This is a genomic window from Gilliamella sp. Pas-s27 (genome assembly GCF_009795865.1).
Lineage (GTDB): Bacteria > Pseudomonadota > Gammaproteobacteria > Enterobacterales > Orbaceae > Gilliamella.
In genome coordinates, this window is the sequence record NZ_WTEW01000033.1 from 1 (window position 1) to 20801 (window position 20801).

17 protein-coding genes and 3 tRNA genes are annotated in these 20801 nt (G+C 34.1%); 10 read left to right on the forward strand and 10 right to left on the reverse strand.

What is annotated here, in order from left to right:
• Positions 1-468 precede the first annotated feature (468 nt).
• Complete coding sequence (gene nagE, locus GQ589_RS10670) at positions 469-1962, reverse strand: N-acetylglucosamine-specific PTS transporter subunit IIBC (RefSeq protein WP_160426101.1); 1494 nt, start codon at positions 1960-1962, stop codon at positions 469-471.
• Between the two features lie 249 nt (positions 1963-2211).
• On the opposite strand from nagE, the gene nagB reads away from it, so the two are divergent.
• From nagB to GQ589_RS10685, 3 genes are read left to right on the forward strand one after another with little or no spacing between them, the layout of a single operon-like run.
• A complete protein-coding gene (nagB, locus tag GQ589_RS10675; protein ID WP_160426103.1) occupies positions 2212-3018 on the forward strand; it encodes a glucosamine-6-phosphate deaminase in 807 nt (268 codons plus the stop codon).
• Positions 3019-3029: 11 nt separating this feature from the next.
• Positions 3030-4172, forward strand: coding sequence for an N-acetylglucosamine-6-phosphate deacetylase (nagA, locus tag GQ589_RS10680; RefSeq protein ID WP_160426104.1), 1143 nt, complete (start codon positions 3030-3032; stop codon positions 4170-4172).
• Between the two features lie 35 nt (positions 4173-4207).
• Complete coding sequence (locus GQ589_RS10685; RefSeq protein WP_160426107.1) at positions 4208-5434, forward strand: ROK family protein; 1227 nt, start codon at positions 4208-4210, stop codon at positions 5432-5434.
• Positions 5435-5513: 79 nt separating this feature from the next.
• Here GQ589_RS10685 and asd read toward each other — a convergent pair whose 3' ends face one another.
• A complete protein-coding gene (asd, locus tag GQ589_RS10690; protein ID WP_160426109.1) occupies positions 5514-6617 on the reverse strand; it encodes an aspartate-semialdehyde dehydrogenase in 1104 nt (367 codons plus the stop codon).
• Between the two features lie 329 nt (positions 6618-6946).
• On the opposite strand from asd, the gene GQ589_RS10695 reads away from it, so the two are divergent.
• Positions 6947-7285 (forward strand): hypothetical protein, encoded by a 339-nt coding sequence (locus GQ589_RS10695; RefSeq protein ID WP_160426111.1) that lies wholly within the window; start codon positions 6947-6949, stop codon positions 7283-7285.
• Between the two features lie 218 nt (positions 7286-7503).
• On the opposite strand, the gene GQ589_RS10700 is transcribed toward GQ589_RS10695, so the two are convergent.
• Positions 7504-7580 (reverse strand) — tRNA-Pro (locus GQ589_RS10700).
• A gap of 22 nt (positions 7581-7602) precedes the next feature.
• A tRNA-His gene (locus tag GQ589_RS10705) sits at positions 7603-7678 on the reverse strand.
• 494 nt (positions 7679-8172) lie between these two features.
• Here GQ589_RS10705 and GQ589_RS10710 point away from each other — a divergent pair.
• Both GQ589_RS10710 and GQ589_RS10715 read left to right on the forward strand, forming a co-directional pair.
• Positions 8173-8853, forward strand: a complete 681-nt coding sequence (locus GQ589_RS10710; RefSeq protein ID WP_160411813.1) for a response regulator transcription factor — start codon at positions 8173-8175, stop codon at positions 8851-8853.
• A gap of 18 nt (positions 8854-8871) precedes the next feature.
• A complete protein-coding gene (locus GQ589_RS10715; RefSeq protein ID WP_160411750.1) occupies positions 8872-10167 on the forward strand; it encodes an ATP-binding protein in 1296 nt (431 codons plus the stop codon).
• 6 nt (positions 10168-10173) lie between these two features.
• On the opposite strand, the gene GQ589_RS10720 is transcribed toward GQ589_RS10715, so the two are convergent.
• Positions 10174-10845: a D-alanyl-D-alanine carboxypeptidase family protein gene (locus GQ589_RS10720; RefSeq protein ID WP_160411751.1), complete on the reverse strand. Its 672-nt coding sequence runs from the start codon at positions 10843-10845 to the stop codon at positions 10174-10176.
• A 207-nt stretch (positions 10846-11052) separates the two neighbouring features.
• On the opposite strand from GQ589_RS10720, the gene GQ589_RS10725 reads away from it, so the two are divergent.
• Genes GQ589_RS10725 through GQ589_RS10735 form a run of 3 tightly spaced genes read left to right on the forward strand, consistent with a single transcriptional unit; the run spans position 11053 to position 13471 of the window.
• Positions 11053-12216, forward strand: coding sequence for a bifunctional tRNA (adenosine(37)-C2)-methyltransferase TrmG/ribosomal RNA large subunit methyltransferase RlmN (locus GQ589_RS10725; RefSeq protein WP_160411814.1), 1164 nt, complete (start codon positions 11053-11055; stop codon positions 12214-12216).
• A gap of 34 nt (positions 12217-12250) precedes the next feature.
• Positions 12251-12868: a hypothetical protein gene (locus GQ589_RS10730; protein WP_160400660.1), complete on the forward strand. Its 618-nt coding sequence runs from the start codon at positions 12251-12253 to the stop codon at positions 12866-12868.
• 30 nt (positions 12869-12898) lie between these two features.
• On the forward strand, positions 12899-13471 hold the full coding sequence (locus tag GQ589_RS10735) for a manganese efflux pump MntP family protein (RefSeq protein WP_160400659.1): 573 nt from the start codon (positions 12899-12901) through the stop codon (positions 13469-13471).
• 156 nt (positions 13472-13627) lie between these two features.
• On the opposite strand, the gene GQ589_RS10740 is transcribed toward GQ589_RS10735, so the two are convergent.
• The 5 genes from GQ589_RS10740 to GQ589_RS10760 all read right to left on the reverse strand — a co-directional run bounded on the left by GQ589_RS10740 (position 13628) and on the right by GQ589_RS10760 (position 20259).
• Positions 13628-15757 (reverse strand): AAA family ATPase, encoded by a 2130-nt coding sequence (locus GQ589_RS10740; protein ID WP_160400658.1) that lies wholly within the window; start codon positions 15755-15757, stop codon positions 13628-13630.
• 14 nt (positions 15758-15771) lie between these two features.
• On the reverse strand, positions 15772-17406 hold the full coding sequence (locus tag GQ589_RS10745; RefSeq protein WP_160426112.1) for a hypothetical protein: 1635 nt from the start codon (positions 17404-17406) through the stop codon (positions 15772-15774).
• A gap of 283 nt (positions 17407-17689) precedes the next feature.
• Complete coding sequence (gene groL, locus GQ589_RS10750) at positions 17690-19336, reverse strand: chaperonin GroEL (protein WP_160426114.1); 1647 nt, start codon at positions 19334-19336, stop codon at positions 17690-17692.
• Between the two features lie 47 nt (positions 19337-19383).
• Positions 19384-19677, reverse strand: a complete 294-nt coding sequence (locus GQ589_RS10755) for a co-chaperone GroES (protein ID WP_034915350.1) — start codon at positions 19675-19677, stop codon at positions 19384-19386.
• Between the two features lie 144 nt (positions 19678-19821).
• Positions 19822-20259 carry an FxsA family protein gene (locus tag GQ589_RS10760; protein WP_160426116.1) on the reverse strand — a complete coding sequence of 146 codons (438 nt, stop codon included), beginning with the start codon at positions 20257-20259 and terminating at the stop codon, positions 19822-19824.
• A 159-nt stretch (positions 20260-20418) separates the two neighbouring features.
• Between GQ589_RS10760 and GQ589_RS10765 the strand changes: the two genes are divergently transcribed.
• Positions 20419-20494 (forward strand) — tRNA-Phe (locus tag GQ589_RS10765).
• The last annotated feature ends 307 nt before the right edge of the window (positions 20495-20801 follow it).

The window sequence follows — 20801 nt, forward strand, 5'->3', positions numbered from 1 at the left end:
ATTTTTTTCATAATTAAATCCCCTTTTCTTTTATCATAGAGAATTTTCTACTTTTTTGCTGTATTATTTTAGGGGATAGTTACACTTCGCGGAGTATTATAAAAGCGGGCAAAGAGGCATAAATGAAAACATCAACGGCTTAATATGTCAGTTTATACCTAAGTCATCGGCCATTTCATTCGTTGACGACGAACAGATAAAGAAAATACAATATCTATTGAACCCACGCCCAAGAAAACGGCATAAGTTTAAAAGCCCTGCCTCCTTTTATTCGAAGGAGTTAAGACAAATTGCACTTCATGGTGTAATCCAGAGTTTTTTATCAAAATATATATTGTAGCGTTTATAAATAGAGCAAAAGATCTATAAAGTTAAATCAAATAAACAATCCACTCTATTTTTGCTTATTTAAATAAAGTGGATTATTGTGTTAGTTTTATTTAACTTGGTTCTTATTTTACTGATTGACTAAACAAGTTTTTTCATCTCATCGGCAATTTTTTCAGCCTGAGTACCAACAATAATTTGTACACCTGTTTTACCGAGTTTAATTACAGCCATAGCGCCAAGTGCTTTAGCAGCTTGCTCATCAACCAATTCTGAATCATTTACACCTAAACGCAAGCGAGTAATACAAGAGTCAATGTTAGTTAAGTTTCCTTTCCCACCAACAACCACTAGATATTGTTCAGCAAGTTTAGATGTATCGCCAATTACTTGTTTTTTCTGGGTACTTTCAGTTGACGAAACAGTCGTATCTTCATCTTCTCGACCCGGCGTTTTAAGGTTGAATTTTACAATTACAAAACGGAATACTACATAGTAGACCACAAAGAATACTAAACCTTGAAGGATTAACATATACCAATGGACAGCAAGCGGATTACGACTTGAAAGTAACATATCGACTAAGCCAGCACTAAAGCCAAATCCTGCTATCCATTGCATTGCAGCTGCAATATAAAGTGAGATACCTGCTAAAACTGCATGTAAAACATAAAGTACAGGTGCAACAAACATAAAAGCAAATTCAAGTGGTTCAGTTACACCAGTAAAGAATGCAGCAAAGGAAGCCGCTAACATAATTGAAGCTGTTTTATCTTTATTGCCTTTTTTAGCTGTATGGTACATAGCTAGCGCTGCACCAGGCAGACCAAACATCATGACAGGGAAGAATCCAGCTTGGTAGCGACCAGTGATTCCAACTGTTGCTAGACCATCTTCAATTGATTTTTGTCCGCCTAGGAAGTTAGGAATATCGTTAATTCCAGCCACATCGAACCAAAATACAGAATTTAAAGCATGGTGTAAACCAACTGGAATAAGTAAGCGGTTAAAAAATCCATAAATGCCAGCCCCCACTGATCCTAATTCTTTAATATATTTACCAAAAGCAACTAGTGCATCATAAATCGTTGGCCAAATAAAATATAAAACAGCTGAAACTAACAGCATCACAACTGAGACAACAATAGGTACTAGTCTTTTTCCACTAAAGAAAGATAGCGCTTTATGTAATTCAACCTGACTAAAGCGATTATAAAGTTCGGCTGCAATAATACCAACAAGAATACCAATAAATTGGTTATTTATCTTACCATATGCCGCTGGAACATGCTTTAACCAATCATCTGCTTTTGTGTCAATACCATTAAATAATGCAATAGAGTTTGGAGAAAGCAAGGTGGTTACGACTAAAAATCCAACCAAACCAGAAAGTGCAGCAGCACCATCTTTATCTTTAGACATGCCATAAGCAACACCAATAGCAAACAAAATTGGCATATTATCAATAATAGCCCCACCCGATTTAATTAAAAAGGCAGCAACAATACTATTTTGCCCCCATCCATCAGGATCGATCCAATACCCGATCCCCAGTAGTATTGCTGCAGCAGGTAGAACTGCTACAGGCACCATCAATGAACGCCCGATACGTTGCATATAAGCTAAAATTCCCATAAGTTTAACCTCATATAGTTATTAGGGGGTTATAATAAAAAGTAATGAAATTTTACATCGTTAAGCGATGATAATTAAGTCTTATTATTTCACTCTATATTATTTATTTTACTTCGCAAATTAATAGTTCTTTTTTTGTGATTTAAATCACTATTTTTTTTGATTAATTGGTTTAATATAGTAAAATAAAGCCAACATATTTTATTTTAAGAAAAAAGTTTTTAATTATATCATAAGAGGTAACACCACATGAGACTTATTCCTTTAGAAAATGCACAAGAAGTCGGTGCTTGGGTTGCACAACGCATTGTTAATAAAATTAATGAGTTTAAGCCTACTGCAGATCGTCCTTTTTTATTGGGGCTACCAACAGGTAGTTCACCATTAGTTATGTATCAACAATTGATTAAACAATATAAAGCTGGTAACGTCAGCTTTAAGCATGTTGTAACCTTTAATATGGATGAATATGTTGGCATTCCAGAAAATCATCCGCAAAGCTACCACACATTTATGTACGAAAATTTTTTCAATCATATTGATATTGATAAAAACAATATCCATATATTAAATGGTAATGCGCCAGATATTGATCAAGAGTGCCGTCAATATGAAGCAAAGATCAAAGCTTACGGTAAAATAAATATCTTTGTTGGAGGTGTAGGTCAAGATGGGCATATTGCTTTTAATGAACCAGGATCTTCACTTTGTTCACGTACACGCATCAAGACATTAACTGAAGATACACGCATTGCTAATTCACGCTTTTTTGATAATGACGTGAATCAAGTACCAAAACACGCGTTAACCATTGGTGTTGCAACCTTAATGGATGCACAGGAAGTTATTTTATTAGTTTGTGGTCATAACAAAAGTTTAGCATTACAAGCTGGAGTTGAAGGGTCTATTAATCACCTTTGGACTGTCACTGCACTACAAATGCATCCTGCATCAATTATTGTTTGTGATGAACCAAGTACTGATGATCTTAAAGTGAAAACACTAAAATATTTTAAACAAATGGAAGCTGATAATCTTAAAGTGACCGTTTTATAAAGGATAATTCAATGTATGCATTAACAAATTGCCGTTTTTATACAGGTTATGAAATCCTTGATAACCACGCTGTTATTATTGACGGTGATAAAATTACAAAAGTCTGTAAACAAAACGAATTACCTACAGATATCAAGATTGAAAATCTACAAGGCGCCATTGTTGCGCCTGGGTTTATTGATATCCAAGTTAATGGTTGTGGTGGTGTACAATTTAATGAAACGCTTGATGCACTGAGCGTTGAAACATTAGAGGCGATGCAAGCCACAAATATTATTTCTGGTTGTACTAGCTATTTGCCTACATTAATTACATCAACTGATGAGTTTATGATAAAGGCAGTTAACGTGATGCGTGAATACTTAACTAAGCACCCTAATCAAGCTCTTGGTTTGCATCTTGAAGGACCTTATATCAGCCCTGAAAAAAAGGGAATTCATGATGAAAATATTATTCGACAACCGTCACAAAAAATGATTGATTTCCTTTGCGAAAATGCTGATGTGATTAAAATCATTACCTTAGCACCAGAAAGAGTTGAAAGCCATTTCATCAAGCAATTGGTTAACGCAGGTATTCACGTTTCGGTTGGTCATTCCAATGGTCATTATGATGACTGCCGTCGAGGGTTTAATGATGGTATTCGTTTAGGAACACATTTATTTAATGCTATGCCTTATATTTCTGGGCGAGAGCCTGGTGTGGTTGGTGCAATTTATGATGAACCAGAAGTTTATGTCGGTATTATTGCTGATGGTCAACATGTTAGTTGGGCAAATATTCGCAATAGTCATAAAATCAAACAAGATCACTTAATTTTAATTACTGATGCGATGTTACTTGCCGCTTCTAATTTAGAGTCAGGTATATTTGCCGGTAAAACCATTTATTATAAAGATGGTCGCTGTGTTGATGAAAATGGCACATTGGGTGGTTCATCGTTAACCATGATTGAAGCCGTAAAGAATGCAGTTGAATATGTTGGTATTGCATTAGACGAAGCGTTAAGAATGGCAACACTTTACCCTGCCAAAGCAATCGGTGTAGATAAAGAGCTTGGTAGTATTAGTAAAGGAAAAATTGCAAATCTTGTTATTTTTAATCGTAATTTTTCGATCGTTAAAACAGTTGTTAACGGAGAGATGAGTCGCTAAAATATCAGATAATTGTTAAAAATATTGAGTAGTATATGACATTTAATTATCTGAACTTAGTGGGTAATGCTGAATTAATCAAGCAACTAAATTATGCAATGATTTATCGCTTGATTGTTCAGCAAGCACCACTCTCTCGAATTCAATTAGCTGAAATCAGTCAATTAGCGCCAGCAAGCATTACCAAAATAACCCGTCAACTGATTAAAAAGAAATTGATTAAAGAAGTCGATGCACAACAATCAACGGGGGGGCGACCTGCAGTCTCTATTGAAGCAAAATATAAGCAATACCAAGCTATTGCAGTACAATTAAGCCGTTCACATATTACAGTTGAGCTATTTAATTTAGGGGCAAAATGTTTGGTATCAAAAAGATACCCGCTTACTAACTTTACTGAACAACAGGTACAAGACTACTTAATTGCATTAATTGAAGGTTTTATTCAAGAAAATAGTAAAAAAATAAAATCTTTAGTAGCAATATCCATTGTTTTACCAGGCTTAATTGATTCAGTTAATGGTATTGTCCGTTATACACCACATATTCAAGTAAAAGAATGGGCTTTAGCTGACGTACTACAAAAACAATTTAATGTTTCTATTTTTGTTGGGAATGATATTCAAAGCTTAGCATTAGCTGAAAGTTACTTTGGATCAACTCAAAATGTTGATGATTCTATATTAATTCGTGTTCATCGGGGAGTAGGCTCTGGTGTTATTGTTAATCAGCAATTACTGACAAATCATAATCAAAGTGCTTGTGAAGTGGGACATATTCAAGTTGATGCATTAGGTGAACGTTGCCATTGCGGTAACTTCGGCTGCTTAGAAAATCGTGTCGTTAATAAAGCCATTGAACACCGTGCTAAACAGATGATTGAACAAGGTTATATTTCAAGACTTACTGCCGAGCAATGCAATATCAATCATATCTGTCAATATGCAAACCAAGGTGATGAACTAGCGATAAAACTCGTCAAAGATGCTGGCGAAAACCTTGGCAGAGCAGTTGCCATTATGGTTAATATTTTCAACCCACAACGAATTGTATTAGCAGGTGAAATCATCAAATCGCCCGAAATTCTATTAAATGCAGTAAATAGTGCTCTAAATGCACAAAGTTTAGAGGGGCTACGTAAAAATCTTACCATCACTTGCTCACAGCTAGATGATAAATCAGCAATTGGCGCATTTGCATTAGTACAACAAGCTTTATTTAATGGTTCGCTACTAATGGCACTACTTGAAGATAATCTATAGTTAGTATACCTTATCATATGTAAACTATAAAAAAGCCCGATAATTCGGGCTTTTTTAATTAAGTTTGAGCTACTACAAATTAAGCTAAAATGCGTAACATTCTACGCAGTGGCTCTGCAGCGCCCCATAACAGTTGGTCACCTACAGTAAAAGCAGACAAATAGTCTTTACCCATATTTAATTTACGTAAACGCCCAACAGGTGTAGTTAATGTACCAGTAACCGCTGCAGGGGTCAATTCTCGCATTGAAATTTCGCGATCATTAGGAACGACTTTTACCCAATCATTGTGCGCAGCAAGAAGCTTTTCAATTTCTGGCACACTAATATCTTTTTTCAATTTAATCGTAAACGATTGACTATGACAACGCAAAGCTCCAATACGAACACAAAGTCCATCAACAGGAATAATCTGACTTGTTCCCAAAATTTTATTGGTTTCGGCTTGCCCTTTCCATTCTTCTTTACTTTGTCCATTATCTAGTGCTTTATCGATCCAAGGAATTAAACTTCCTGCTAATGGCACACCGAAATTATCAGTAGGTAAACTACCATCACGCATTTTTTGTGTCACTTTACGCTCAATATCCAAAATAGAGGAATGCGGATCTTGTAGCTCTTTTGCTACTTCGGCATTTAACATACCCATTTGCGTTAATAGTTCACGCATATGGCGAGCACCACCACCAGATGCCGCTTGATAAGTCGAAACAGAAACCCAATCAATAAGATTTTCAGCAAATAACCCACCTAATGACATTAACATCAAGCTAACCGTACAGTTACCACCTACAAAAGTTTTAATACCGCTATCTAAAGCTGTATAAATGTTAGTTTTGTTTACAGGATCAAGAACAATAATTGCATCATCTTCCATTCGTAACGTTGAAGCTGCATCAATCCAATACCCCTGCCAACCTGTTGCGCGTAATTTTGTATAAATCTCTGAGGTATAATCACCACCTTGGCAAGTGACAATAATATCTAATGCCTTTAAAGCATCAATATTATCTGCGCTTTGTAATATACCTGTTTTTCCACCCAAAGTTGGGGCTGCTTGACCCGCTTGAGAAGTAGAAAAGAAAACAGGATTAATATAATCAAAATCACGCTCTTCAACCATACGTTGCATAAGCACAGAGCCCACCATTCCACGCCAACCGACAAAACCAACATTTTTCATAATTTATTTCCAATAATTAGAGGTTATATAAAGCAATATTTTTATCTATTAAAACAAAATATCACCATAAAACAAGTAAGATAAGAATTATTTCTAGATAGGAGCAAATAATAAAGTGGTGTTATATATTGAAAGACAAAACAACGACAATAACAAACAAAAAAAGAATCATCATCTGTACCAAATACTTTTTCTTAATAATTTTATTTATTATATTAATATGTTGATTTATTTTATCTATTTTATTTTTCAAATGATCAGGTTATTAGCCGACTTATTTATAACAGGTTATATGTGTCTAACACTTTTGTTCGTTGGAATACTTCTTCGTGCGTGTTGGCACAAACAGTAAAAAAGTTGTCTATTTTATATGTTTTGCCGGATGTTTTATTCCTTTTTTTAAAGAGGTATTAAATGAGCTCCCGGGATTTTCACTCATCCTATTATTGTGTTTAGGTTTTGTCAGTATTGTTTTATTTATTATTATTATTCAAAATAATCAAATGTATAATTGTGAAGATGAACAAAATACAAAACGATTAAATAATAAAGAACATAATAAAAAACACAGAAGAGCAATAAAGAAACAAGAAAGAAAAAGAATAAAAAACTTGAAAAGAACTCAAATAAATAACTTAATCATAAAATTCAAATGGTTGTTAATTTAGCACATATGGATATATGACAAAGATGTAAACATTATTAATAGTAAATCCTACAATTAATAGCATTTTTAACTTTTCTTCTACATCATTTTTTGTTTCTTTATTTTTAAAATATACAAAAAAGCGATCTTATAGCGTCTAAACACGCCCTTTTAGTCTCGATGAATTACTATAACTTAGTATTTTTTAATGATGTTAAAAAAGGTTTTGAAAGGTGGTAATGGTCGGCGAGAGAGGATTCGAACCTCCGACCCACTGGTCCCAAACCAGTTGCGCTACCAAGCTGCGCTACTCGCCGTTAGATTTTTTTCTCTACTAAATGGGGTGGCTAATGGGATTCGAACCCACGACAACTGGAATCACAATCCAGGGCTCTACCAACTGAGCTATAGCCACCATAGAATCAGGACGAAATATTACGCATAAAAAATGATATTGTCCAGCACAATTTTAAAAAAACACACTGATTGATTACATAAAAAGCGTTAAGGATATAAAATTTGATAAATGAAATACGCTAAATTGTAATCAAATTTTGTAAATATTAAATTTCATGCTACTTGTTGTTTTATTTTTTATCTCCATACTATTAATAATAGTGCTAGATAGTAAGACTATTTTTCAAATGATATAGATTTTTAGTTTATTTTTGTTCAAGACTGAATGGCATTTTTTGTAAAATAAAATAAGCTGATAGTGGCAATTTTTTTAAAAAAATTGGAAATATATACTAAAACATAAAATTAATCTTAAACTTCCTTATATACTTAGATAGTAAATTAAATAATCAGGAATAGTTTAAAATATGTAATATTTTAGTAAAAATACCTGACTTTTTTTTATTATTGCAATAATGTAAAGACCTAAATTAAATTATGGTGGCAATTATGATAAATATTTTATTAATTGATGATGATGTCGAATTATCACAAATGCTTAGCGAATATTTGACTAATGAAGGTTTTAACATCAAAAGTGTTTATTTGGGTAAAGATGGCATTAATGAAGCATTATCAGGAAAATATCGTGCTGCAATTTTAGATGTAATGTTACCTGATATTAATGGAATTGATGTTCTTAAAAGTATACGTCAACAATGTAATATGCCTGTTATTATGCTAACGGCTAAAGGCGATAATATCGATCGCGTTTTAGGATTAGAATTAGGTGCTGACGATTATATCCCTAAACCATGTTATCCTCGTGAATTATTAGCAAGACTACGTGCTGTTCTACGCCGATTTGATGAACGTGCAGTAGAAACGGTCGATGATAAAAAATACCATTTTAACGGTTTAACATTAGATTTACCACAACGATTATGTACTTGGAATGGACAAGTTATTGACTTAACGTCAACCGAGTTTAATTTGTTAGTATTACTTGTAAAACATAACGAACGAGTCGTTACGAAAGAAGAGCTATCTGAAGTCGGATTAGGTAGAGCTCGTGAGCTTTACGATCGGAGTGTCGATGTGCACATTAGTAATATTCGTCAAAAACTACACCAAATTGCACAAAATGATGTAGCGATAGAGACTATTCGAGCTGTCGGTTACCGTATCCGTTAATGACCTAATAGGCTTGATATGAATCGTCGATTATTTTGGAAAATACTTATTATATTTGGGGTTATTTTTTATCTTACCTTCCAGTTAACTTGGATTGCATTTTCTATTTATGTAGGAAATAAAAATCAAAGATTCCTCAATCATATGCCGACAAAAGTCGATATGATTGCTCAGTTATTACATGTGGCAGGTGAAGATGAAACACTTAATTTTATAGCACACTTACCTGAGCGAGAAAAAACTTTACTGTCAATAAAATTAGTTTCCCCATTTAATGAGCAAGTCAATATTCTGAACGATGAATTAGAAACTCCAACATATGCTTATCAACGCATGGCCGCAGCGCCAGACGGAACGCTTTATTCAGTTTCATTTAAAGAGGATAAGGATAATCATGATACAAAAGCATTATTCAATATGCCAATGACAATTGTATTACTTGGAATATGTGTTGGCCTTGTTTTTAGCCTTTTTTTAGCTTGGAACTTAACCAGACCAATGAGACTATTAAGGCAAGGTTTTTTTAGAGTATCCCAAGGTGATCTTTCTGTTAGATTGTTCAATAAATTAAAACCTCGTCGCGACGAATTAAGTGAGCTTGGTAAAGATTTTGATATGATGGTTGAACAACTCAATATTTTGCTCTCTGATCGTCAATCCCTTCTTCATGACGTTTCTCATGAACTTAGAACTCCACTAGCTCGTTTGCAGTTAGCAATTGGACTTGCTCAACAGAATAAACAAAATATTGATACAGCTTTAGCTAGAATTGAATTAGAATCAGAACGGTTAGATCAGTTGATTGGAGAGATTCTAAATTATTCTCGTGCAGAAATGAATAATCGTACCGATGAGTATTTTGATTTAAAAGACTTAATTAGCGTGGTGATAAATGATGCTAATTATGAAGCTAATCATCAGTTAATTGATGTACATTTCAATTTATCACCGATAACTCATTCTATTGTTAAAGGGAATTCAGAGCAAATTCGGCGTGCAGTTGAAAACATTATTCGTAATGCTATTCGTTTTTCAACATCTGGACAAGCTGTAGACGTTTCGTTAAAAGAAACAGGTAAATATTTACAAATTGAAGTTAAAGATCGTGGTCCTGGTGTTGAAGAAAATAAATTATCCAGTATCTTTGAACCATTTGTCCGTATTCAGTCTCCTCAATTGGGTAAAGGTTATGGATTAGGACTTGCGATAGCAAGAAAGACCGTTATTATGCATAACGGTACTATTCAAGCAACAAATCGTGATGGTGGAGGACTTATTGTAACAATATGTTTACCTTATTGGAGAAAGCTTTAATAAGAGTTAGTAACAATCGTTATTAACAGTTAATACATACTCTTTAACTAAGCTTTCTAGTCTGATTTTATCGTGACCAATAAAGTTTAATGTTTTCATGATAGCGTTTGGATCACTCTCTAATATGGCTTTATATTGCGTAATATATTGGCTAGCAATGGGCTGATATGACCAGTGCCATTCTTCAAGTTGGTATCCGCCTTTTCTACCACTATTAAATGCTTGGCAAAAACCATATTTTGGTAGATTCTCTTGAAGCCATTTATAAAGAATAATTCCTTTTTTATCATTTCTAAAATATTCCGAAGAAACGCTAGTAATATCAACATCAGTCCCCCAATGATGCCTTGATGTACCAGGCATTGATGAATATTTTAAAATTTCCTCGGCAATTTTTTGGGGATCGTTGAATTTAGCTGATAAAGTATCCCATTTTCGTTGCCAAATTCCATTTTGGTAAGTGTAATTACGCGTTGCACTTACCACTATAAAAGGAATATTTGGATGCGTACTTCTAAAGTCTTTAAAAGCCTTTATTAACTGCTCAGTTGCTTCTCTTTGCAGGTACATTCCTTTTTTATTAACAAGTAATTCGGTCGAGTCCAATGCAACAAAATCACTGTCCTTTTTTTCATCAAATTGCCCGGTTAGTTTATTTAATGGAATTGTTTGTGCCATAGTAAAACTCGAATAGAAAAGTAATGTTACTGTCTGAATTAAAATAAAAAATATATTTAATTTTGTTGGTATTATTTTCATCTTAAATATTACATCGATTCTTTAATAGCAAGATAAGGTAAAAACCAGTATAATCTTTTCCCTAAAAATTGAAATAGCCATAATGTGTAAAAACGAGGCCTTATGTCAACATCATGTACATCCAACATGTCTGCTTGTTCAGACTCTCCAAACACAATGAACCTAACAACAATGAATCCAAGTAACGAAAAAATAAATTTACTCAATTTTACGCGCAAGCAATTAAGAGAATTTTTTATTTCACTAGGCGAAAAACCATTTAGAGCCGATCAAGTGATGAAATGGATTTATCACTTTGGAATAGATGATTTCGATCAAATGACCGATATCAACAAAAAACTACGAGAACAATTAAAAACTTTGACAGAAATTAAAGCCCCAAAAATTGCCATAGAACAACGTTCATCTGACGGCACAATAAAATGGGCTCTTGATGTGGGTAATAACCAGATGATCGAGTCTGTTTATATACCAGAGCGAGATCGAGCAACGTTGTGTGTTTCGTCACAAGTAGGTTGTGCATTAGAGTGTAAATTTTGCTCAACAGCTCAACAAGGGTTTAATCGAAATTTAACGGTCTCTGAAATTATTGGTCAAGTATGGCGTGCATCAAATGCGATTGGTGTAACGGGAAAATTAGCCGATAGACCTATTACCAATGTAGTTATGATGGGAATGGGTGAACCATTACTCAATCTATCTAATGTTGCCCCCGCCATGGAAATTATGTTAGATGATTTTGGCTATGGTTTATCCAAAAGGCGAGTAACCCTTTCTACATCTGGTGTTGTTCCAGCTTTGGATAAATTGGCAGGTATGATTGATGTTGCATTAGCTATCTCACTTCATGCACCAAATGATAAGATTCGTAGTGAAATTATGCCAATAAATCAAAAATATAACATGGCAATGTTACGTGATTCTATTTTGCGTTATCTTTCTACTTCAAATGCAAATCACGGTAAGGTAACGATTGAATATGTACTACTTAATCAAATTAACGATAGCGTTGAGCATGCTCATGAACTTGCTACATTTCTAAAAAATGTACCTAGTAAAATTAATTTAATTCCTTGGAACCCGTTTCCTGGCGCACCTTATTCACGTTGTTCAAATACTCGTATTGATCGTTTTATGAAAACATTAATGGGATATGGATTTACAGTCATTGTCCGTAAAACACGTGGAGATGATATCGATGCCGCATGCGGTCAATTAGCTGGTGAGGTTGTTGATCGTACAAAAAGAACACTTTATAAAAAACAAAACATTATCCAACAAACTACATAAGACTACATTTGTATAAAGAAAAAAGGAAGGATAAATGAAAAAACTGTTAATTATATTTAGCTGTTTTTTGATAATCATACTATCGGGCTGTCAAATGAAAAATAGTGATGAATTTGACCCAGAAAAAGCCGCTTTAGCAAGAATGCGACTTGGGTTGGGTTATCTTGCTAAAGCAAATGAATCAGAAGAAAACGTTAAAGCAGCACATTATAATCTAAAATTAGCAGCGCAATACTCACCAAACAATCCTCAAGTCATGTTGGCGATGGCTATGTTTGATCAACATGTGGGTGAATATAACGAAGCCGAAATGATTTACGAACGCATTACACTAATGCAACCAGGTAACGGATTATATCATGTTCATTATGGATCTTTTTTATGCGGACGAGAGCGTTATCAAGAGGCTAAAAAACAATTTCAACAAAGTCTTGATTTAGATCGCCACCGTTGGAAAGCCGATGCTTATGAACAGTATGGCTATTGTGCAATCCAAAACAATGATCGAAAAACAGCTGATTTGATGTTTAAGCAACTTTTTCAATACGATGCAAACCGTCGAGAAAATGTAAAAAAAACAGCTGAACTTTATCAAAATAAAGGCGATATAAAAATCGCAAATTATTTATTTTCTATAATAAAAAATAAATAATCACAATAATTTAAAGCAAGAGTATATGTCATGAGTTTTTTTGCTATTTTATTACTGGCACTGGCTATGTCAACCGATGCCTTTGCTGTCGCTGTATGTCGGGGAATATCACTTAAATCAATGCCGTTTTTAGGTGCTTTAAAAGTTGGTATCTTATTTGGTATTGTCGAGGCTATTACGCCATTACTTGGTTGGCTAGTTGGTTATATCGCACTTCAATATGTTGAGCAATGGGATCATTGGGTTGTTTTTGCTGTTATGCTATTTTTAGGTACTAACATGATCTATAACAGCTTTAAAAAGCCAGATGATTGCCAAGATGATAAAAGTATATCATCTAAAAAATCGTTTTTGATGTTAATTTTTACGGCAATATCAACCAGTATCGACGCATTTGCTGTCGGCGTAGGGTTAGCATTAGCAAGTGTTAATATTTATTTTGCAGCAGGAATGATTGGGATAGCAACGTGTATTATGGTGACGATTGGATTATTGCTAGGGAAAAAAATGGGCTGTTTAATTGGTAAACGGGCTGAGTTTTTGGGTGGGATAGTGCTTATTTCGATCGGTGTAATCACTCTTTATCAACATCTAATTAATTAGCCTTTTTCTCTCTTTATCTAATGACACCTTTTATCTTAAAAAGTATTATAATTTTTCAACTAGTTAAAAGATAAAATTAAAGTAAACCATACTAATTTAGAAATAAACTGTTACCTTATTGGTAACAGTTTATAAAAAAATCTATTTCATACTTTTTTAAATTTTACAAAATGTCATATCAAAGCTATGGGTTTGTTGATTATAAACTGCACTGAATATACCTTTATCATTAGGGTTTTGTAAAATATGATTTACGATAAATGGCCTAATATTCGTTTTAATATAACCAGGTAATCCCCTAGCACCACGAATTAAATCGTAATGATCATGGCAAAATGCACTTATACTAGAATCAGATATTTCTATAGTAAAACCTCGATGCTGATATGCTTGATTCAACTTATTAATTTCGCGACAAATAATCTGCTCAATTACTTCCATAGGCAAACGTTTAAAATGGAGAATATTTTCACGACCATTAAACCGATTAAGTAATTCCGAACGATAAGTATTATTGAGTTCATTTGTCGCCAATCCACGAGCTTCTTCATCTGTAAGGTTAGGATCTAAATAGTAAGGTTGTCCGATATTTGAAGTCATAATAATCATAATATCCGAAAAATCGACTGTTCGACCAACATTATCGGTTAACCGACCATCTGACAAAATCTGCAAAAAGATATTAAATACATCAGGATGAGCCTTTTCTATCTCATCAAATAGATAGATACCAACGGGTTTTGCTCTAACTGAGTTAGTTAATATACCGCCAGCTTCAAATCCTTCATATCCTGGTGGTGCACCAATCAATTTAGCGACAGCGTGTTTTTCCATGTATTCAGACATATCAAAACGAACTAATGACTTTTCATCACCATAGACATACTTCGCTAATGCTTTAGCCATTTCGGTTTTACCCACCCCTGATGGCCCTAAAAACAAGTAGGACATCGCAGGACCTGATTCTTCTAGTTCATCGACTTTAGCAACTTTTACTGAATTAGCAACATGTTTAACAATACTATCTTGACCAAAGATTCGTGATAATAAATTTGCTTCCAAATTAATCAAATTTTCAACTTCATTTTCATCGAGTTTATTTGCAGGAATTCCTGAAACTTTACTAAATTCAGTAATCACCTCTTGACGATTAAGCCTCAAATCTTTATTGGCTAACATCACCAATTTTTGATGTTGATTGTTATTCTGAGCAATTTCTGTATCGATTTGTCGAATCTTTTCTTTTAATTTAGCCACTGCTGGCGAATCAAATCCACCAGCAGTAAATTGAGCAAATGTCTTTATGGTAGTTGGTTGTGAATTATTGCTGTTATCCTCTTCTTCTTGCAATTGAGTGATTTCATCTTGCAATTGGAAACGTAATGTTTCAGCATCACGTTGATATTGATAAGTTTTATTAATTTCTGACTTTAATTCTTGCCAATCTTTTTGCCATTGCTCAAGTTGTTGTTGCAAATCTTGTTGTTCCACTTCATTAGTACTTTTTGCAATCTTATCCATTAATTCAACAATTTTAGGATGCTGTTTATGCGTAAGTTGTCGGTAACTAGCCAGTGCGCGATCTAGCAATGAAATTGCTCTTTGAGGTTGTGCTCCTCCCAAACCTAAACTATCACGATACTTACTGGTTAAGTGTATAGCTTCATCAATAGCATCTTCAGTAATTTGAATTTTATGATGTTCAGAAAGGTCTTTTGCTACCACTGAGACAATCGCTTTCAAATCATCTCCCACCGGTTCTTTAACATCGTAAAGTGTGTAAAGTTCTGGCATTTTGGTACTAGCTTTTAATACACTACTAAGCTTATCGTCTCGCACTTCTAAAATAACTTGAAAATTACTTGATTTATCGGCGTTATTTAACGCATTGATAAAATGAGCATTACCTGTATTATGTGCTCCCTCTAAAAAATTAGCCGTATCGGTAATAATTAGCACAGATTCAGGCGTTTGCTTTAACTTTTTTAAGATACTTTGAAACTCATTATTAATCTTAGCGCTGTCACCACTCGAAAATAGTGCATCACAATTCAACCAAAATAGCTTTTTTACAATCAAATCAAACGGTGTATCGGGGCTACTTTTAATAGCTTGTAAACCAAGGGTAAGCATTGAAACACCTACCCCTGCAGGTCCTGTTAATAAAAGTGAGTTGGATGATTTTCGAATAAGAATAGACGATATTCGTTCTAAATCATGCTCCCTGCCAACTAAAGTAAAATTAGGATACTGCGCTAAATATTCACGCCCTCTAACTAATAACATTATGCATTCCTTTATTACAGTTTAAAGGGGGACGTTGTGCCACTAGTGCTTCCATTTTTGGTTTCAGATTTTTCTGATAAAACATCACCTGTCACCGCAATAAATTCACGCGTATCGTTTTGAACGTCTTTAGACATTTTTTCAATTTCATCTAAATTCGCACGCATTGTTTCTAGTGCTGAGCGAGTAATTTCAGTCGCCTCTCTTTGGGTATCACCAAATTCTGCTAAGTTTTGTAACATAGCTTCTAAATCATTATTAATTTCATCACGCCCAGTTGCAATTCGTATTGCTTCATTTTTTGCAATATCGTTTGTGACTCGTGTCATTTCGGCTAAAGTATTACTCGCCATTGATTGTGCTTCATTAATTGCAGCGGAATTAACAGCTGTTACCACAACACTAAGTTGAGAGGCTACAGATGCAATACCTCGTGAATGCATTGCTCTTGCGCTTTCAACTTGTTTTTTGGTTGCTGCTTGCATATTGCGAATTTTGATGGCTTCAGTTGTTAATTCACCATAAGTTTGCATGGTATCAACTGTTGCAGTTGACACTGTGTCAATATGTTCATCTAAATTACGTCTTGCTTCATCAAGCTTCATTGACTCTAATAGATTATCGCCAACATCTTTATTTTCAAGTTCCTCTCTACGTTCCCGATGTACTTTTTCAACTTTTTTAGTGGCTTCATTCATAATGGCATAAATTTGTATCATATTGCCATTATTGTCGCTAAGTCCTTCAATTTGTTTAACCATTTTCTCAAGGTGATTACGAATCGCACCAAAACGCTCTTTACCTTGATTAACAAATTTTAACGCTGATTCAACCATATCGGCCTGACGCAATGTATGCTGTTCTGAGGTTAAATTCAGTAACTCTTTTAATTTTTCAACATCCATTGATTCGGTACGTTGCTCATGGCGCTGAGTAATTTCTGTTTGGATATCATTTAACTCTTTATGTTTATTTTGTATTTGATCTCTTAACTTGGCTATTTTTTCTTCATTAATATCAATTTTTTCTTTTGATGCCGCTTTAATTTGTCCAAGACCAAAGAATTTTTTATCCTGCTGCAATAACACTATTTCTTTTTGTGAGTCAGATATTTGTTTTTCTATATTGGTAATTTCGCTTTGAACATTGATTTTTTGTGCCGCTTTTTCTTCATCCCATTCTTGATCGGCTTTGATTTGAGCTAAAGCATTGCGAGTTTCACCATTTTGGCGTAAGTTATACAGTGCATCGGTAAGTTCGGTAAGAGGTTTGATTTTTTCAATAAAGTCATTAAGATCATTATTAAAATCCGCATAAACTCTTTGTAACTCAGCAAACACTTCGGTATCGGTCATTTCGATACGTTGCTTAGACATCTCTTCTGAAATGGATTGCAAATATTCTTTAAAGGTATCAAATTCCTGAATTTTAGCACGATCAGCTTCTTTATTATCCGTGAATTCTAAAATATGAGTGACTTCTTCTACTTTTTGCTCAAGTGAAAGACTATCTGAAAAAATCACTTTAAAAAAGGTATTTTCTTTAATGTTATCTAGTGGACTTTCTACTTTAGCAGTTTTTTGTCGTTGTCTAACCGCGTAATCATTTTGTTCTATACTAGCTACTTTTTTTCTTGAAGATACACTCATTATTTCTTTCCTTATTATTTCTATATTTACTAGTTACCGATTTTTAATCCTATTTTTCAATAAAAGGGATAAGGTTTGTAAGAGTAATTTACTTTTACCCAAAAATAAGTTACTTTTTTCATAATTTTATTATCTATTTAACATTTTATTTTTTCAAGTAAAAACAGCCATTAATACTTGAAAATAACAAATAGATACAAAATAAAAGAAAGGAATTTATAAAAAAACCACTCGCATAACGAGTGGTTTATATTGAAATGTATCTGTTGTATTAACGGTAGAATTACATCATTCCGCCCATACCACCCATGCCGCCCATACCACCAGCAGCACCTAAATCAGCTTTATCATCTTTAGGTAGGTCAGTTACCATACATTCAGTTGTAATCATAAGACCAGCAACAGACGCAGCATATTGTAATGCGCTACGAGTTACTTTAGTTGGATCTAAAATACCCATTGCAATCATATCGCCATATTCTTCAGTAGCAGCATTATAACCATAGTTACCTTTACCGCCTTTAACTGCGTTAACTACAACTGACGCTTCTTCACCACAGTTAGTAACGATTTGACGTAATGGAGCTTCCATAGCACGTAGTGCAACTTTAATACCTACGTTCTGATCTTCGTTAGCGCCCTTAAGGTCTAAAATTGCTGATGCTGCACGAACTAAAGCAACACCACCACCAGCAACAACACCTTCTTCAACCGCTGCACGAGTTGCGTGTAACGCATCTTCAACGCGTGCTTTTTTCTCTTTCATTTCAACTTCAGTTGCCGCACCAACTTTAATAACAGCAACACCACCAGCAAGTTTAGCAACGCGTTCTTGAAGTTTTTCTTTATCGTAATCAGAAGTTGACTCTTCAATTTGTTTACGAATTTGTTCAACACGAGCAGAAATTAAAGACTCTTCACCAACACCGTCAATGATAGTCGTATTGTCTTTATTGATAACAACTCGTTTTGCTTGACCTAAATCTTCAAGTGTTGTTTTTTCAAGCTCTAAACCAATTTCTTCTGAAATCACAGTACCCGCAGTTAAAATTGCAATATCTTGTAACATTGCTTTACGACGATCACCAAAACCAGGTGCTTTAACCGCAGCAACTTTAACGATACCACGCATAGTGTTAACTACTAATGTTGCTAACGCTTCACCTTCAACATCTTCAGCAATAATTAATAATGATTTGCCTGCTTTAGCAACGGCTTCTAACACAGGTAATAATTCACGAATATTAGATACTTTCTTATCAGCTAATAAAATATATGGATTATCTAATTCTACTGTTGCTGTTTCTGGTTTATTAATGAAATATGGAGATAAGTAACCACGGTCAAATTGCATACCTTCAACAACATCAAGTTCATCTTGTAAACCAGTACCATCTTCAACAGTGATAACACCTTCTTTACCCACTTTTTCCATTGCTTGAGCGATTAAAGTACCAACTGTTTCATCAGAGTTAGCTGAAATAGTACCTACTTGAGCGATAGCTTTAGAATCAGCGCAAGGAGAAGATAATTTTTTAAGCTCTTCAACAGCAGCAATAACTGCTTTATCAATACCACGCTTTAAATCCATTGGATTCATACCAGCAGCAACCGCTTTCAAACCTTCGTTAACAATTGCTTGAGCAAGTACTGTTGCAGTAGTTGTACCGTCACCTGCTGCATCATTTGCTTTAGATGCAACTTCTTTAACCATTTGTGCACCCATGTTTTCGAATTTATCTTCTAATTCGATTTCACGAGCAACAGAAACACCATCTTTAGTAATGGTTGGTGCACCAAATGATTTATCTAATACTACATTACGACCTTTTGGACCTAAAGTCACTTTAACTGCATCAGCTAACACATTAACGCCTTGAAGCATTTTAACACGAGCGTCATTACCAAATTTTACATCTTTAGCTGCCATTTTCGTCTTTCTCCTAAATTCTGTATATAAGTTAAACTATTTACTAATTATGCTTGAACAATGGCTAAAATATCGCTTTCTGATAAGATAAGCACTTCTTCATTATCGATTTTTTCTGTTTTAACGCCATATCCTTCATTAAAAATCACGATATCACCAACTTTAACATCTAATGGTTGAACTTGGCCATTTTCTAAAATGCGACCATTACCTACAGCTAAAACTTCACCACGAGTTGATTTACCTGCAGCCGAACCAGTTAACACAATACCGCCAGCTGATTTTGATTCTACTTCTTTGCGTTTAATGATCACACGATCATGCAATGGACGAATTTTCATTAGTTATCTCCTAGCACTAATTTTTAAATAGATAATTATTAAAAATAAATCATAAAATTACGATTTTATAATATAGTTTACTTTACATGGGGGTTATTTTAAAATCTTCAAGAGGATAAAATAAAAAAAAGTTTAATTGATTGATTATTCGTCATCTTTGTGTTTAAACTCACCTTCAATAATATCATTATTCTGGTCAAATGTTTGTGATGATACAAATCTTGATTTAATTGGCATTTTTCGAACAAGAAACCTCACAATATGCTCTTGAACATTAGGAATTAATAGCACAGCACCTAAAATATCGGTCAAAAACCCTGGAATAAGTAGTAAAAAACCGGAAAAAAGCAAGGCGACACTTTTAATGATTTCATCTTTAGGATTTTGATTATTAGCTATCTTTTGCTTCATAATACTAAAATTCTTTACCCCCTGAGTTTTAACTAATGAAAAACCAAGAATTGATGTTGCAATAATACAAACTAAAGAAAGAAAAACACCGATTGAATTTGCAACTACTATAAAAAAACTGATCTCAAAATAAACGTAAACAAAAAAGATAATAAAACCAATAAATCGCATACAACAATTCCTATAAGCATAAAAACAGATTAGTAAAAACTTGCTATTAATATGAAGATGATTAGCTAATTTTCAACCAAACAATACATGTTTTTAAAAATATCTTACAAAAGGGATTGACTGATAATCGTAAATCGTGTTTAATGTGCATCCATTGTTGCCCGGATAGCTCAGTCGGTAGAGCAGGGGATTGAAAATCCCCGTGTCCGTGGTTCGATTCCGCGTCCGGGCACCAATCACCAAATTCTAAGACCTGCTTCTAGCAGGTTTTTTTATGCCTAAAGCCTTTTCAAATAAGCCTTTCAGCTTGTTTCACTACTCAACTGAAATTACCTCAAATCAAGCGGAAAATCGGGTACAAATCCGGATACATTTGGTTCGATAATGGCGTGTATCCATAAAATGGCTTTAAAGCCTTTGTTTGCAAGGGTTATATAGAATTGCTTGCCTAATTACTATTACTATTATTAGATAAGTTTAAATCTATACTATTTTATTTAAATCATTTTCATTGTTTTCTGCTGTATCTTTCGTAATACGCT

Coding starts and splice junctions, on each gene's coding strand:
- GQ589_RS10760 (WP_160426116.1), bottom strand. CDS start 20,259: ATGCGATTTATTGGTTTTATTATCTTTTTTGTTTACGTTTATTTTGAG.
- GQ589_RS10740 (WP_160400658.1), bottom strand. CDS start 15,757: ATGTTATTAGTTAGAGGGCGTGAATATTTAGCGCAGTATCCTAATTTT.
- nagA (WP_160426104.1), top strand. CDS start 3,030: ATGTATGCATTAACAAATTGCCGTTTTTATACAGGTTATGAAATCCTT.
- GQ589_RS10730 (WP_160400660.1), top strand. CDS start 12,251: ATGAAAAAACTGTTAATTATATTTAGCTGTTTTTTGATAATCATACTA.
- groL (WP_160426114.1), bottom strand. CDS start 19,336: ATGGCAGCTAAAGATGTAAAATTTGGTAATGACGCTCGTGTTAAAATG.
- asd (WP_160426109.1), bottom strand. CDS start 6,617: ATGAAAAATGTTGGTTTTGTCGGTTGGCGTGGAATGGTGGGCTCTGTG.
- GQ589_RS10720 (WP_160411751.1), bottom strand. CDS start 10,845: ATGGCACAAACAATTCCATTAAATAAACTAACCGGGCAATTTGATGAA.
- nagB (WP_160426103.1), top strand. CDS start 2,212: ATGAGACTTATTCCTTTAGAAAATGCACAAGAAGTCGGTGCTTGGGTT.
- nagE (WP_160426101.1), bottom strand. CDS start 1,962: ATGGGAATTTTAGCTTATATGCAACGTATCGGGCGTTCATTGATGGTG.
- GQ589_RS10755 (WP_034915350.1), bottom strand. CDS start 19,677: ATGAAAATTCGTCCATTGCATGATCGTGTGATCATTAAACGCAAAGAA.
- GQ589_RS10725 (WP_160411814.1), top strand. CDS start 11,053: ATGTCTGCTTGTTCAGACTCTCCAAACACAATGAACCTAACAACAATG.
- GQ589_RS10715 (WP_160411750.1), top strand. CDS start 8,872: ATGAATCGTCGATTATTTTGGAAAATACTTATTATATTTGGGGTTATT.
- GQ589_RS10735 (WP_160400659.1), top strand. CDS start 12,899: ATGAGTTTTTTTGCTATTTTATTACTGGCACTGGCTATGTCAACCGAT.
- GQ589_RS10745 (WP_160426112.1), bottom strand. CDS start 17,406: ATGAGTGTATCTTCAAGAAAAAAAGTAGCTAGTATAGAACAAAATGAT.
- GQ589_RS10685 (WP_160426107.1), top strand. CDS start 4,208: ATGACATTTAATTATCTGAACTTAGTGGGTAATGCTGAATTAATCAAG.